Genomic DNA, 14118 nt, shown 5'->3' with positions numbered 1-14118 from the left:
AGGGTCAATTTTTTACTGTGAGGATGACTTGTGAAACTTCATTTATTAACCTGTGCTGTTACTGTTAGTTCACTTCTTGTTTCAGCAATTAGTGTTCGTGCTGCGGAAACCCCTAATCTTGTTGCTCAAATTTCCCCAATCGTTCCTGCAAATCCTCAACCGCTTGAAAATAATGCAGGACAAGTGACCTCGGTTTCGCAGTTATCGGATGTTCGACCGACGGATTGGGCTTTTCAGGCTTTGCAGTCTCTAGTCGAGCGCTATGGCTGTATTGCGGGATATCCCGATCGCACGTATCGCGGCAATCGGGCTTTGACCCGATTTGAGTTCGCGGCAGGATTGAATGCTTGTCTCGATCGCGTCAACGAGCTAATCGCAGCTTCAACGGCAGATTTAGTCAAGAAAGAAGACCTCGCAACGCTGCAAAGGCTTCAGCAAGAATTTGCAACTGAACTTGCAACCTTGCGCGGACGAGTCGATGCATTGGAAACTCGCACTGGAACGTTAGAAAGGCAACAATTCTCAACGACCACAAAACTTCAAGGTGAAGTGATCATTGCCGCTTCCAGTGTAGTCAGTGGAGACAATGCCAATGGAACCGAAGCCGAGCGAAATCCAACGCTTGGTTATCGAGTGCGGTTGAATCTCAATACCAGCTTTTCTGGGCGAGATTTGCTCACGACTCGAATTCAGGCAAACAACATTACGCCCTTGGGGCAGACGACTCAAGATGCCACAAGTCCGACCGGAGTGCGAGGCTTAGGAGTACTCGGTACGAACATGGGGCGACTAGAGTTTGATGGAGATAGTGGTGGATCAGCGAGTATTGCACTCCTCCGCTACCGCTTCCCATTGACAGAGAGCACGGATGTCTATTTAGCAGCAACCGGAAATGGCTTTGTAGACTTGGATGCGTCTTCACAGCTTAATCCTTACTTTGATGGCGGTGCAGTCTCCCTGTTTGGCTTGCGGAATCCGATCTACAACTATTCGGGCGGAGCAGGCATTGGTGTACGTCAAAGGATTGGGACAGCGGCTGAGGTCAACTTAGGCTATCTCGTTCCGAATGCTTCGATTCCCACTGATAAAAACGGCTTGTTTAATGGTCAATATGGGGCGCTGGCGCAGTTGATCCTTAACTTGAGTCCAAGTTCACGGATTGGGTTTACTTACATCAATGCGTATGCTCCATTTGGTGCGAATCTTCAGCCGGATGATCCGTTTAACCTGAGTGCAACGGGAAGTAATCTCGCAAATAGTAACTTCGATAGTGCGGTGAGTATCAACGCCTATGGAATTTCTGGAAACTTTCAGGTGTCACCGAAGTTTGCGCTAGGTGGATGGGTTGGCTATGCCAATCATAATTATATTGGGCGCGGGCGTGGAGATGTTTGGAATTGGGCGGTGACTTTGGCGTTCCCTGACTTGTTTAAGCAGGGCAATTTGGGAGGCTTATTGGTTGGACAAGAGCCAAAATTGACGCGGAGTGATTTGGGATTTCGCGATCGCGATACTTCTCTGCACTTAGAAGCTTTTTACCGCTATCGCATCAATGACAACATTTCGATCACACCCGGTGTGATCTGGGTGACGAATCCAGACTACAACGAGAACAATAACGATGCGGTGATTGGTGTTGTTCGGACAGTTTTCTCTTTTTAGTAGATCTCAAACTAGGAGCAGAGAGTGCTCCTAGTTTTGACCTTTAGGACACACAGCTATGAACGTAATTCTCAAAGCAACTTCTAAATTTCTTCCTTTACTCGGTCTGTTGTTTTTTTCAGCTTGCAGCAATTCAAATACACCCACTGCAAATAATGCGCCCGCAACTTCAGCCAGCTTCACTGCTGCGAAAGGCTGTAAAAACATTGGAATTCTTTTGCCTGAATCAGATTCTTCAGCGCGCTATGAGGCATACGATCGTCCTTTGTTAGAGCGGGAAATCAAGAAGGTCTTGCCTGACGCAACCATTCAATATGCCAATGCGAATAACAATGCAGACACTCAACAAAATCAAGCGGATGCAGCTTTGACCAAAGGCGCTTGTATTCTCGTTGTTGATCCCAATGACAGTGAGAAAGCGTCTGCGATCGTGCAAAAAGCAAAAGCAAGTCAGGTTCCAGTGATTGCATACGATCGCTTAATTCAAGATCCAGATGTGGCTTACTATGTCTCATTCGACAATGTACGAGTCGGTGAGCTGCAAGGGCAGTACATTGCTGATCAGTATCGCAAGGGAGGGTACGGCTTAAAGCGCGGCGCGAATCTAGTCATGATCAATGGCTCACAAACGGATAGCAATGCGTTGCAGTTCCGAGAAGGAGCATTGAAAGCTTTGCAGCCATTAGTTGATAGTAAAGACTTAAATTTGGTGTTTGATCAATACACGCCAAACTGGGATAGTGCGAGAGCGCAATCATTGATGGAAGGAGTGTTGACACAGCAAAAGAACAACGTTCAAGCGGCTTATGTTGCCAATGATGGTTTAGCCAATACGGTCATTGCAGCATTGAGAGCGCAGAAGCTAGATGGAAAAGTGCTAGTCACAGGTCAGGATGCAACTTTGACGGGCATTCAGAATATTCTGACAGGCGATCAGGCGATGACGGTTTATAAGCCGATCGCAAAAGAAGCGGAGGCAACGGCGCAATTAGTTGCAGCTTTGAGCAATGGCACTGATCCAGGAAGTTTGGTGAACGGACAGACGAATTTGCAGCAGGGCGGAGGACAAGTGAAATCAGTCTTGCTTGCTCCGATCGCAGTCGATAAGACGAATGTTCAGCAGACAGTTTTTGCAGATGGATTCTTGAAGAAGGAGCAGGTCTGCAATGGGCTAAATGGGGATACAACTGGACTTTGTAGAAGTTAAAAGCTGAGATCCTCGGAAGTTGGAGTTTTTTCAGAACTCCAACTTCTCGTTTACATAGAATTCTTGCAACTACAACATCTCTATGAGTAACTCAGTTTTATCAACACAATCAGAAGCGTCTTCAAGCTCAACTCGACCGACGCTAGAACTCCGCAACATCTGCAAATCTTTTGGAGGGGTACAAGCTCTCAAGAATGTCGATTTTGAAGTCTATGCAGGCGAAGTCGTGGGTTTAGTTGGCGATAACGGGGCAGGAAAGTCTACGCTCGTGAAAACCATGTCAGGCGCTTATGTGCCGGATTCGGGTGAAATTTTTCTCAACGGAGAGCGAGTCTCGATCGCTTCACCTCAAGATGCGACCCGTCTCGGCATTGAAACGGTTTATCAAGACCTCGCGCTCTGTGACAATCTCGATGTGGTTGGCAATCTCTGGTTAGGGCGAGAAGCCTATCGCTGGTTGATTCCAGGCGTTCTCAAGGTTCTCGATGAGACTGAAATGGAGCGCCGCACGATCGAAGTTCTCAAACTCCTGGATGTGAAAATTCCATCGGTTCGCCGTCCGGTTGCTGCCCTATCAGGTGGACAACGGCAATGTATTGCAGTCGCGAAAACGATTCTGCGATCGCCGAAAGTTGTTCTTCTCGACGAACCGACCGCAGCTTTAGGTGTGGCTCAGACTCGCCAAGTCCTCAACTTGATCCAACGGCTCAAACAACAAGGCTTAGCAGTCGTCGTTATTTCGCATAACTTACATGATGTCTTTGAAGTCTGCGATCGCGTGATTGTCATGCGGTTAGGACAACGAAGTGCAACGTTTGACATTCAGAGTTCTACATCAGAACAAGTTGTTGCTGCCATCACAGGCGCAGAATATCGCGATCCTCAACCCGAAATATTATGAAAACAGATGCGAACGATCGAGCTTCAGCGAATGCTGAAATGAGCGATCCACAAAGTTCTCGATCGAAATTTACTTTAAGTTCTCTGATGCGGGGTGATCTAGGATTTATCCCCGTTCTCGTTACGCTTGCATTGATCACGCTATATTTTCAACTTACAACGAGTGGCATCTTTCTCCAAGCTCGGAATCTGACGAATCTGACTCAGCAGATTGTTGTAATTAGTATTCTCAGTACTGCTGCTGTTTTAGTGCTTTTACTCGGCGAGATTGATTTGAGCCTAGCAGCCGTCGCACAAGCTTGTGCAGCCATCATGGCGACGCTTTCGGTCTATCAAAACTGGGGTGCAATTCCGTCGATTTTAGCCGCGTTAGTCGCAGGTGCAATCATTGGGTTAGTCAACGGCTTTTTTATTGCAATTCTGCGCGTCCCGTCGTTTATTGTGACCCTAGCAGGATCGATTGGATATGCTGGATTCTTGCTATTAGTTCTAGGGCGACAAACCACGCTGATTGTTCGTGATCCTGTGATCCGATCGCTGGCTCCCACTTATTTAAATCCGGTTTTAGGTTGGGGGATTCCGATTGTGCTCGCGGCACTTTATGCGATCGGGGTCTGGTATGAACGGCGGAAACGACTGCAAGCAGGATTGCCTGTGAAACGATCTTCAACCCTTCTGGCTCAAGTTGCAGCAATTTTCGCGATCGTATTTCTGATCGTGTTCTTGTTCCAGACTTATCAAGGTGTGCCGCAATCGGTGATGATTTCGCTTGGAATTGTTGTTGCGCTCTGGCTCGTTCTGAGAAAAACGCTGTTTGGTCGGCATCTTTATGCAGTTGGTGGTAATGAAGAAGCGGCAAGACGAGCGGGCATTAATGTCATTGGCATGAAGATGGCAGTCTTTACATTGGCATCAATGCTAGCAGCAGTCGCCGGAATTATGCTGACTTCGCGGAGTACAGCAGTCGCGACTCAGATTAGTGCAACGTTATTGTTAAATGCGATCGCGGCAGCAGTCATTGGTGGGGTTAGTTTATTCGGCGGTCGCGGCTCAGTCTGGGCAGTCATTTTAGGCGCGCTTGTGATTGGGAGCTTGGACAATGGACTAGATTTGCTCAACCAAGATCAGAGTGTAAAGAACATTGTTCAGGGAATTGTGCTAGTTCTAGCAGTGACAGCGGATGCCTTAGTACGTCGATCGAATCCGATACGAGGCAAATAGTTCTCAGCACATCTAAAAGCTTGGTTGGTGAATTTCAAGCTAAAGATCGTCGCTCTCGTTTGCGTCCCGCCCTGAACTGGAAGTTCGGGCTAACTGTGCGAAGTGGGTTGAAACCCACTGAAGAAAGTGTTTCTATTGGCTGTTAGTCCCGAAGCGGACTTCGCATTGTTAGCCCCGAATTCATTCCGGGGCGAGTGAGCAACGAAGCGAGAGAATGCGCCGAACTGATGTTGGATTACGCCCATCTACTTATAGTCAAATGTTCGATGAACACATCCGAATGCTGATCCGATAGAACGAGAGTTTTGCGATCGCCCTAAATAACGTCAGTTCAGATTGACGTTTGGGCGGCTAGCGAACGGTGAAATCTCTTATCCCGAATTCACGCTAAATAAAAAAATAAAAAAGAGCCTACAGATTGCAAGCTCTCTAATCTTTGAGTAAACGAAATCAAGCTAACTAACCTAACAGGTAGGCAGAGCGAAGTGCCCATAAAATTAGCACGCCGATACTGCCGAGAATAAGAGCCGCAGAAATAGCAATCACAAGCGGACTGTCTGCGCCCTCGAACTTCATAATCCCACGATTTAGGTCTGACATGAGTGCAACACTCCGTAACGTTTAGTAAAAGGTCGGTGATTTTCCTTTAGGGTAATTCATAGATTTTTCTACATCCTTCTTTCTCAAGCATTATTTTATCTTTCTGCTCAAATAAGTTTAAATAATCTCCGTATCTTGACCGAATTTTTGCATCAATTTTGCACTCAGCGGTCAAGATGGTAGAGCAAATCACACACTGCCCCGGAATGACTTGGCTCAGCATCACGATCGCGCTTCTGGCAACCGTTCTCATCCTGCTCGAAATCGCCCTGAGAATTCTCTTTGGTTTTGGCGATCCGCTGCTTTATGTCGCTGATCCTGAGATTGGCTATCTGCTCGCTCCGAATCAGTCAGTCAAGCGGTTTGGCAACCGGATCGAGACGAATCAATTTTCCATGCGATCGCCAAATTTCACCCCGAAACCTGAAGCGAAACGAATTTTGCTGCTTGGGGATTCGATTATTAACGGCGGCTGGTGGACAGATCAAAAAGATGTCATTTCGGAAGTCATGCAGCGCTTGGGGACGGCTCATGGCAAACTGGAAGTCCTAAACGCTTCGGCAAATTCTTGGTCGCCTCGGAATGAATTAGCGTATCTCAAACGATTCGGAACTTTCAATGCAGAAGTCATTATTTTAGTCATCAATACCGACGATTTATTTGGAACGCAGCCTACTTCTTTAGGAGTCGGACGCGATCGCAACTATCCCGATCGCAAACCGATGAGTGCAATTCAAGAAGTCCTCGATCGATACCTTTTACCTGCGCCCGCCATGCCCGAGGCATTCAAAAAAATCCAGGCTGAAGGCGGCGATCGCGTCGGCATAATCTTAGATGCAATTCGAGAAATTCGCGACCTTGCACATCGCAATCATGCGGAATTCGTCTTAGCAATGACCCCGTTGTTGAGGGAATTAACACCACCAGGTTCGCGAGAGTATGAAATTGTTGCCCGAAAACGATTAATGGATATGACTCAAACTGAGCAAATTAAGTACATTGACTTCTTAGCGATCTTTGCAGGCGCAGCAAAATCGGCTTCCCCAGAAACACTTTATCGAGATCACATTCATTTAAGTCAAGGTGGGAATCAGATCGTCAGTGAATGGCTGCTTCAAGCAATTTAATCGATCTTTCCGATGATCTTCGGCAAGCTTGAGGAATGTTCCTGATCGATCGTGAATTTAGTACAGCAAGGTTTCAGAGGTTTGAAGAATGGCTCTATTAGGGATTGATATTTCGGCTTATCAAGAAGATGTCAACTGGGCAACGGTTGCGAGCCAAAGCGTCTTTTATGGATTTGCGAAAGCCACAGAAGGTGTGACTAGCAGCGATGAGAAGTTTGCCCGAAATTGGTCAGGAATGCGATCGGTCGGAATTGTCCGCGGAGCATATCACTTCTTTCGTCCGGGTCGAGATCCCGCTCAGCAAGCCGATAACTTTTTGAAAACGGTGCAAACGATCGAAGATTTCGATTTACCTCCAGTACTCGATCTAGAGATCAATGATGGACAGAGCGCAAGTGTGGTCATCGATCGAGCGTTGAAATGGTTAGAAATCATTGAAGCGAAAACAGGACGCAAACCAATTCTCTACACTTATCCTTCGTTCTGGGAAGATAAACTTGGCAATACCGCCAGATTTTCGGAATACCCACTGTGGGTCGCGAACTTTGGGACACCTGGAAGACCGTATATTCCTTCAGCTTGGAAGCTTTGGGTATTTCATCAATATTCGGAATCTGGAACCCTGCGCGGCATTGTTGGAAATGTCGATCTCAATCAATTTAATGGGGATTTAGATGGACTGCAAAAGCTGTTGAAAGGTCGCATTCCGTTAAGACAAGGCTGTGAAGGCAATGTCGTTCAAGAAATGCAATCTTTACTGAAAGCTCAAGGCTTTGACCTAGGCACACCAGATGGAGATTTTGGACCCAAAACGAAAGCGCAAGTTGTTGCTTTTCAGAAAGCAAAGAGCTTACTCACTGATGGCATTGTTGGAGCGGCGACTTGGAGTGCACTGCAAAAAACTAGCCCAAGCGTTCCTCCTGCACCGCTCCCCATCGATTTAATCAATGTCTGTAAGTCCTACCGAGGTGCAGCTCATCAAGATTCATCTTTGAAATGGTTACAGAGTCAAATTCCGAAATCGACCTTGGATGAGTTTGCTAGACGGTGGAGGCAGCTATAGAATCTACCCGCAGTACTAGGGTGAATTACTCAAGAGCCAGCGCGATCGTCATCAGTCATTGAAACAAAGAATCCTTGCCAAACGATAGAACTGGCAAGGATTAATCTTTGGCTGCTAGAAGTTTTTTTCGTCTGTTTCTTGTTGCCAACAGCGTTCTAATAGACGAACTTCTGACTGTTCCCAACAGCGTTCAAGTTTCTGCACTCGATTCACATGCCGGAACTTCTCAAAGCTCCAAATAAACGGGCGCTCGGAATCGAATAAATGTTGATTGAGATAGTCCCACCAGGGGAAATGGTTGAAGGAATTCATGCGATATGTGAGTAAGCGAGGGGGCAGAAAATCGGACAGTCACCTATCCAAGGGATGAGATTGAGAAACTGCTCCCCAGTATGGCACCTCAAAATATTGTTTGACTAAAAGAAAGCGTTAAGATGTCAGGGTTTTATTGCTTTCTTAAGCAGATTTTGATTGCACGAATTCTCGCTTACCATAGTAAAGTTACGATCGCTAAACTTGGACAAGTTGGCTAGTTGCTACAACTGTTTCACGTGCCCATGCGTCCGCAGCTAGAATCTCTTCAAGCGTTGGGGTTGAGCGGTTTTGAGTGGTGTAACGATCGCAGGTTGCTTCAATCAAGCGCGGAATGTCCAAGAAGCCAATTTTTTCTTCTAAAAAGAGTGCGACTGCTTGTTCATTGGCTGCATTCAAGACCGCAGGCATACAGCCACCTGCTCGACCTGCTGCATAAGCAAGCTTCATGCAAGGATACTTCGCGTGATCCGGCGCACGGAAGGTTAAGGTTCCGAGCTTCACAAGGTCTAAGCGTTCCCAGTTGGTCGGAACGCGATCGGGATAAGACAAGGAATACAACAAAGGCAAGCGCATATCTGCCCACCCCAGTTGAGCTAACACCGAAGTATCTTGCAACTCAATCAAAGAGTGAATAATGCTCTGTGGATGAATCACAATTTCGATATCGTCATAGTCCACGCCGAATAGATAATGAGCTTCGATCACTTCTAAGCCTTTGTTCATCAGCGTGGCAGAATCGATCGTGATTTTGCGTCCCATTGACCAATTCGGGTGTTTGAGCGCATCTGCAACCGTGACCGATGCGAGCTTTTCCACGGGCAGATCGCGGAACGAACCACCTGAAGCGGTGAGAATAATTTTTCTCAGACCTCCCTCAGGCACACCTTGCAAACATTGGAAGATTGCAGAATGTTCTGAATCCGCAGGCAGCATCTTCACGCCATGTTTTTTCATCAAGGGCAGCACCACAGGCGCGCCTGCAATGATGGTTTCTTTGTTGGCTAAGGCAATGTTTTTCCCGGCTGAGATCGCGGCTAGAGTCGGCAACAATCCCGCACATCCCACAATCCCGCTCACAACTGATTCTGCATCGCCGTAGCGCGCCACATCCACCACTCCAGATTCGCCAGATAAGATAATCGGCTGTGGAGTCAAGTCCGCGATCGCGTCTTTCAATTCGGTCAATTTGCTCTCATCACAAATCGCAACAATTTCGGGACGAAAAGTGCGAATTTGTTGGGCAAAGAGTTCGACATTCCGCCCAGCCGCCATTCCGACAATGCGAAACTGATCAGGATGCTCGGATACGATATCCAGCGTTTGTGTCCCGATCGATCCGGTTGAACCAAGGAGGGTGATTGCTTTCACGGGTTAGTTGTTTGACACTTCATTCCGTATTTTACGGGCTTACGGGGATCAAAGGAAAATTCAAACCCTGACGATACGACTAACAGAAATCCTCAGCCTCGTCTTGCTTCCCTAAAAAAAAGAGTGAGGCAGAAAACTCACCTCACTCTTCATCACAATTCTGACCAATCTGTTTTTAAGCAGCTAAGTTTTGAGCAACAAAATCCCAGTTGACCAAATTATCCAAGAAGTTCTTGATGAAGGCAGGACGTGCATTTTGGAAATCCAAGTAGTAAGCGTGTTCCCAAACATCCAACGTCAACAAAGGCTTTTGACCATGCACCAGAGGATTCTCTGCATTCGGAGTTTTGGTCACTTTTAGCGTACCGCCATCGTCTACCAACCATGCCCAACCACTGCCAAATTGAGTTGCAGCCGCATTGCTAAACTCTTCTTTGAACTTGTCAAGGCTACCGAATGCAGCATCGATTTTGGCTGCCAGTTCACCTGTCGGTGCGCCACCGCCGCCTGCTTTCAGGCAATTCCAGAAGAAGGTGTGGTTCCAAACTTGAGCCGCATTGTTAAATACGCCCACTTTCGAGGAATCCCCAAACGACTGTTTGATCACATCTTCTAGCGATAGGCTTTCCATCGGCGTTCCTTCTACCAACTTATTCAAGTTGGTAACGTAAGCTGCATGATGCTTACCGTAGTGATAATCAAATGTTTCTGCCTTCATGCCATATGGCTCAAGTGCATCTTTTGGAAACGGTAAAGGGGGTTGTGTGAATGCCATGTGTCCAGTTCCTCTCTAGATCTAAAATCTGCCGTCGATTGCGGGGCAGAAACATTACTTAACCCTGAAAATTCTATCTCAAAAGCGAGGGGGCAAGGTTAGAATCACACCGAAAACCAAAAAAGCCCTGTCCACTAGGCATGGACGAGGGCAATAAATCAGGGTGCATCTACCATTCCTTCTTCCTAGAATTTACGCTTGTTCTCCGGAGACTCTGGGTGGGAATACTTAAAGATGAGACAAAGTTTTCTTGAACTTTCAGTAACGTTTAAGTAAACGTTCAGTCTACTCGTGGAGTTGTTCGTCAGGATGCCAATGACTTTGCTATCGATCGCGTCAAAATTTGCAATGCTAATAGGTGTGATCGTGTAAATTCAGAATTTTCCCTGACCGATGACGATCATGTGCGGTTATTAGAAATTAGGATCGAATTGTCTTCAGGTGGGGGCAAGTCGAAACCAGTCAGGTTGACGGAGGGTGTCGAGTGAATCAGGAGTTCTACATTTCTGTTACGCCAGTTCGGGGCGATGAATATTTGGTGAGAACAGAGCGCGTCTCACCGGGCGTTCCTTTGGCGGAGGAACTCGTCACTTGGCAAGTCGAAGAGTGGCTCGAACAGGCACGTCAATTGATGCACGATCCGCTGTTGGGAATTCTGCGGGGCAGAATGGGATCGCTCAGTCCATCGGCAACGGGCAGCGATGCCCTTTCTCCCAATCTCGTTGAATTAGGTCAGAAACTCTACAATGCACTATTTCAAGGGACGATTCGGGATAGCTGGGTCACAGCGCAGGGGATTGCGCAGAATCGTCGCGAAGGCTTGAGATTGAGATTAGGACTGAAAGGAGATCGCTTGCCTCGTTTGCCCTGGGAAGTGTTGCACGCAGGGGCACGTCCTTTAGCCACGGGAACCGATGTGGTGTTTTCGCGCTATCAGGCGGCATTTGCGCCGATGGGGACGATTTTGCAGCCACATCGATCTGCGACGGTAATCGATGCAAATCAGCCGCTGAGAATTCTCATGGTTTTGGCGGCTCCGACGGATCAAGAAGTCTTGGAACTCCGCCGAGAAGCGAATCATTTGCGCGATGAATTGAAAGAAGAGGCAAATGGCAAAATTGACCTGACGATTTTGGATCAGCCTGGACGTGAGCAATTGACGCAAGCGTTGGAGCAAGGGCATTATCAGGTCTTGCATTATGCGGGTCACAGCAATTTAGGTTTGGCAGGCGGAGATTTATATCTCGTCAGCGATCGTACTGGACTGACTGAAGTTCTCAGCGGCGATGATCTGGCTGGATTGCTTGTGAATAATGGCATTCGTATGGCAGTGTTTAATTCTTGCCGAGGGGTTTATACGGCGACCGCTGATCCGACGAATGAAACGGAGTCGAGCAATTTAACCGATGCCTTGCTGAAGCGGGGAATTCCGGCGGTTTTGGCAATGGCGGAGCGAATTCCAGATGATGTGGCATTGACGCTTAGCCGTTTGTTTTATCGCAATTTGAAGCAGCGCTATCCGATCGATTTAAGTCTCAGCCGAGCGCGTCAAGGATTGCTGTCATCTTATGGCTCGAATCAGTTGTATTGGGCATTGCCGATCCTTTATCTGCATCCTGATTTTGATGGCTATCTGCAACCGACTGCGCTGCCTTCAATGACGAATGCAGGACAAGAGCCGCAACCCGCAAATTTTGCATTTGATCCCCTCGCGATCGCAAATGATCCCGCTGACTTAGACGAGGCGGAAATGTTGTTTGACGATCTAGAATTTGCTGATCCTGAAGATAGCGATCGTCAAGCGGTGCTCGAATTACTGCAAGAACTGCATGAGCCAACTGAGAATCCTTTTTCTCAAGCTAGAGCCGCAGAACCATTCTTTGAACCACTCTCAGTGACGACTGACGAATCAACGCTGCAAAATCCCGAGGATTGCCTCGCAGTCGGTCGAATGCGCGCCCAAGCTGAGAATTTGACGGGGGCAATCATTGCGTATGGTCGCGCGATCGAGCTTGATCCGCAATGCGCTGAAGCCTTCAGTGAAATGGGCGTCGTCTTAGAAAAATTAGGCAGTCCAACAGAAGCGATCGTGGCTTACAAGATGGCACTTCAGCATGAGCCGAGTTTGAGCGATGCCCGTCGCAACCTGCAACGACTGGAAACCGCGCACAATTTGGGCAGTGGGAGCAATGGCAGCGCAGTACAACCGTCCCCCAATCCCGTTGTGCCTGAACTGCATGTCGAGGATGTGACCTTCGAGGAGCCAATGCCGAATCGGATTTTCGGGGAGATGAAAGCGCCCTCGGCTCCGCGTCCTCGTCGTCCTTGGATTTTCGCTGGCATTTTAGGAACGGCTGCGGCTGCGGTTTTGGGGGTTTGGGGCTTTTCGACTTGGCGCGCTTCGACGACTCCTTCTCCGAGTGAGTTGATTGATAATATTAGCCAGATCAACCAATCTCCAGGCGCAAATGTCAGTCGATCGAACAATCTGGTTGCGACTGCGACAACTGCACTGGCTCAGGGAAATCTGCGTCAGGGACAAGATGCGATCGAAGAGTTGCTGAATAATGGTGAATTAGTGGCTGCGGAGACGGCGATTCAAAATGTTCCTGCCGACAAACGACGCGATAATCCAACCGCGAATTTCCTATTGGGACGAATTGCTTGGCAATCGGTGCAGGCGAGGAAGAGCAATTACAAATTAGATGATGCTCAGCGATTTTTTGAAACCTCGCTGGCAGGGAATCGTACACCTCAGACGCTCAATGCTTTGGGGTTTGTTTACTACGCTCAAGGTAATTTTGGTCGTGCCGGAAGAACTTGGCTCAATGCTGAGAAGCTGGCAGCACAGGCAGGAGATGCAGGCAAACTGGATCGACGTACGGCGTTGGCTGGGTTAGCATTAGTTGCCAATAAAACAGCGCAGTCTCAGACGGGAAATCAGCGCAATCAGCTGAGACAGCAGGCAGTAGCAACCCGCGATCGTTTACTGCGAGAAGCAGGGCAGGACTTTCAAATCAGTGGCTTGAGTAAGAACTGGCTCTGGAGTGAAGCTGCGATCGCCGACTGGAAAGCATTGATTGCTGTGAAATAAAACAGCAAAACTCTCTGTTGTTCGGTTTTTCTCAATCCAAACCGCATTACGCTTGCCGACGGATATCCAACATTTCTGCCAAGCTAGGATCTTGCATTTCCAATGCATTCTCTTGTTCAGAAATAGGGACAGGCGGAGGAGTCGATCGCTTGAACGTTGCTTTCGCAGTTGCTGCGGCTTGTCGAGTTGGAGGCGTTGGGAGATTCGCTTGCGGAATCGGCATTCGAGGTCGGCGTGAACTGGTCATTTCGCGCGATTTTACAGGTTTCGGTTGAATGACGACAGACCTTGCCGGGGTTTTAGGGCTTGATTTCACAGGTCGCAACTGCTTCGCCAGCACGACGGAAGTCAAGGCGCAACTGCCCGCGACGATCGCTAATAGTCCAAATGAGCTGGCAGGAGTCGGGATGTGCGAATTGGCTTGTGGAGCTTTGGCAGTGGCTTGAGGTTTGGGTGTTTCAAGCGGAGCGGAATTGGTGTAGGTCAGTCCCCGAGCAGCGAGCCAGCCAAAGTACAGAATTGCACCCCAAGTTGCAAATAAGCAGATGAAGGGATGGCGTTGGGCAAAGTGCAGCAAGAAGCGAGAAGTCGATCGTTTTGCAGTAGATGGCGGCTTCACAGCTTTTTGACGTGCAGATTGTCTCACAGGGTGTGGGCGGGTGACAGATTTCAGGGTGTTGGATGGATTGCCCATATTGAGTATCTTGCGTTCAACGTCAACAGTCGGTTTGAAATTGTACTACAGAAAATTTCTTTATTTGGCTAATAATGCCCGATTCAGCGATC

12 protein-coding genes are annotated in these 14118 nt (G+C 48.0%); 7 read left to right on the top strand and 5 right to left on the bottom strand.

Annotated elements, in window-relative coordinates; all coding sequences use genetic code 11:
• Positions 1 to 30 precede the first annotated feature (30 nt).
• From ACMUEV_RS08285 to ACMUEV_RS08270, 4 genes are all read left to right on the top strand, one after another.
• Positions 31 to 1662, top strand: a complete 1632-nt coding sequence (locus ACMUEV_RS08285; RefSeq protein ID WP_190650568.1) for an iron uptake porin — start codon at positions 31 to 33, stop codon at positions 1660 to 1662.
• 58 nt (positions 1663 to 1720) lie between these two features.
• Positions 1721 to 2869 carry a sugar ABC transporter substrate-binding protein gene (locus ACMUEV_RS08280; protein ID WP_190650566.1) on the top strand — a complete coding sequence of 383 codons (1149 nt, stop codon included), beginning with the start codon at positions 1721 to 1723 and terminating at the stop codon, positions 2867 to 2869.
• Positions 2870 to 2951: 82 nt separating this feature from the next.
• Positions 2952 to 3770 (top strand): ATP-binding cassette domain-containing protein, encoded by an 819-nt coding sequence (locus ACMUEV_RS08275; protein ID WP_017289575.1) that lies wholly within the window; start codon positions 2952 to 2954, stop codon positions 3768 to 3770.
• Positions 3767 to 4990: a sugar ABC transporter permease gene (locus ACMUEV_RS08270; RefSeq protein ID WP_190650564.1), complete on the top strand. Its 1224-nt coding sequence runs from the start codon at positions 3767 to 3769 to the stop codon at positions 4988 to 4990. Before ACMUEV_RS08275 ends, ACMUEV_RS08270 begins: the two co-directional genes overlap by 4 nt.
• A gap of 459 nt (positions 4991 to 5449) precedes the next feature.
• On the opposite strand, the gene ACMUEV_RS08265 is transcribed toward ACMUEV_RS08270, so the two are convergent.
• Complete coding sequence (locus ACMUEV_RS08265; RefSeq protein ID WP_026148803.1) at positions 5450 to 5590, bottom strand: hypothetical protein; 141 nt, start codon at positions 5588 to 5590, stop codon at positions 5450 to 5452.
• Between the two features lie 176 nt (positions 5591 to 5766).
• On the opposite strand from ACMUEV_RS08265, the gene ACMUEV_RS08260 reads away from it, so the two are divergent.
• Both ACMUEV_RS08260 and ACMUEV_RS08255 read left to right on the top strand, forming a co-directional pair.
• Entirely contained in the window at positions 5767 to 6717 is a 951-nt protein-coding gene (locus ACMUEV_RS08260) for a GDSL-type esterase/lipase family protein (RefSeq protein ID WP_242044347.1), read from the top strand.
• A gap of 88 nt (positions 6718 to 6805) precedes the next feature.
• The gene (locus tag ACMUEV_RS08255; protein WP_190650562.1) at positions 6806 to 7780 is read left to right on the top strand and encodes a GH25 family lysozyme; all 975 of its coding nucleotides are present in this window, start codon (positions 6806 to 6808) and stop codon (positions 7778 to 7780) included.
• Between the two features lie 114 nt (positions 7781 to 7894).
• Here ACMUEV_RS08255 and ACMUEV_RS08250 read toward each other — a convergent pair whose 3' ends face one another.
• The 3 genes from ACMUEV_RS08250 to ACMUEV_RS08240 all read right to left on the bottom strand — a co-directional run bounded on the left by ACMUEV_RS08250 (position 7895) and on the right by ACMUEV_RS08240 (position 10238).
• Positions 7895 to 8092: a hypothetical protein gene (locus ACMUEV_RS08250; RefSeq protein WP_017289581.1), complete on the bottom strand. Its 198-nt coding sequence runs from the start codon at positions 8090 to 8092 to the stop codon at positions 7895 to 7897.
• A gap of 198 nt (positions 8093 to 8290) precedes the next feature.
• Positions 8291 to 9463, bottom strand: a complete 1173-nt coding sequence (dxr, locus tag ACMUEV_RS08245; protein WP_190650560.1) for a 1-deoxy-D-xylulose-5-phosphate reductoisomerase — start codon at positions 9461 to 9463, stop codon at positions 8291 to 8293.
• A 175-nt stretch (positions 9464 to 9638) separates the two neighbouring features.
• Positions 9639 to 10238, bottom strand: coding sequence for a superoxide dismutase (locus ACMUEV_RS08240; RefSeq protein ID WP_017289583.1), 600 nt, complete (start codon positions 10236 to 10238; stop codon positions 9639 to 9641).
• A gap of 484 nt (positions 10239 to 10722) precedes the next feature.
• Between ACMUEV_RS08240 and ACMUEV_RS08235 the strand changes: the two genes are divergently transcribed.
• On the top strand, positions 10723 to 13332 hold the full coding sequence (locus tag ACMUEV_RS08235; RefSeq protein ID WP_190650558.1) for a CHAT domain-containing protein: 2610 nt from the start codon (positions 10723 to 10725) through the stop codon (positions 13330 to 13332).
• Positions 13333 to 13378: 46 nt separating this feature from the next.
• On the opposite strand, the gene ACMUEV_RS08230 is transcribed toward ACMUEV_RS08235, so the two are convergent.
• On the bottom strand, positions 13379 to 14026 hold the full coding sequence (locus ACMUEV_RS08230) for a hypothetical protein (protein WP_190650556.1): 648 nt from the start codon (positions 14024 to 14026) through the stop codon (positions 13379 to 13381).
• Positions 14027 to 14118 lie beyond the last annotated feature (92 nt).

This window comes from Leptolyngbya sp. FACHB-1624 (assembly GCF_047649235.1).
GTDB classification, from domain to species: Bacteria; Cyanobacteriota; Cyanobacteriia; order Leptolyngbyales; family Leptolyngbyaceae; genus Leptolyngbya; species Leptolyngbya boryana.
Note: the sequence above shows the minus strand (reverse complement) of the source record. Positions and strands in the feature narration are given on the sequence as shown.

Bases quoted from the DNA above. Each gene is read 5' to 3' on its own strand.
- ACMUEV_RS08280 (WP_190650566.1), top strand. From the start codon at position 1,721: ATGAACGTAATTCTCAAAGCAACTTCTAAATTTCTTCCTTTACTCGGT.
- ACMUEV_RS08275 (WP_017289575.1), top strand. From the start codon at position 2,952: ATGAGTAACTCAGTTTTATCAACACAATCAGAAGCGTCTTCAAGCTCA.
- ACMUEV_RS08270 (WP_190650564.1), top strand. From the start codon at position 3,767: ATGAAAACAGATGCGAACGATCGAGCTTCAGCGAATGCTGAAATGAGC.
- ACMUEV_RS08265 (WP_026148803.1), bottom strand. From the start codon at position 5,590: ATGTCAGACCTAAATCGTGGGATTATGAAGTTCGAGGGCGCAGACAGT.
- ACMUEV_RS08260 (WP_242044347.1), top strand. From the start codon at position 5,767: ATGGTAGAGCAAATCACACACTGCCCCGGAATGACTTGGCTCAGCATC.
- ACMUEV_RS08255 (WP_190650562.1), top strand. From the start codon at position 6,806: ATGGCTCTATTAGGGATTGATATTTCGGCTTATCAAGAAGATGTCAAC.
- ACMUEV_RS08250 (WP_017289581.1), bottom strand. From the start codon at position 8,092: ATGAATTCCTTCAACCATTTCCCCTGGTGGGACTATCTCAATCAACAT.
- ACMUEV_RS08240 (WP_017289583.1), bottom strand. From the start codon at position 10,238: ATGGCATTCACACAACCCCCTTTACCGTTTCCAAAAGATGCACTTGAG.
- ACMUEV_RS08230 (WP_190650556.1), bottom strand. From the start codon at position 14,026: ATGGGCAATCCATCCAACACCCTGAAATCTGTCACCCGCCCACACCCT.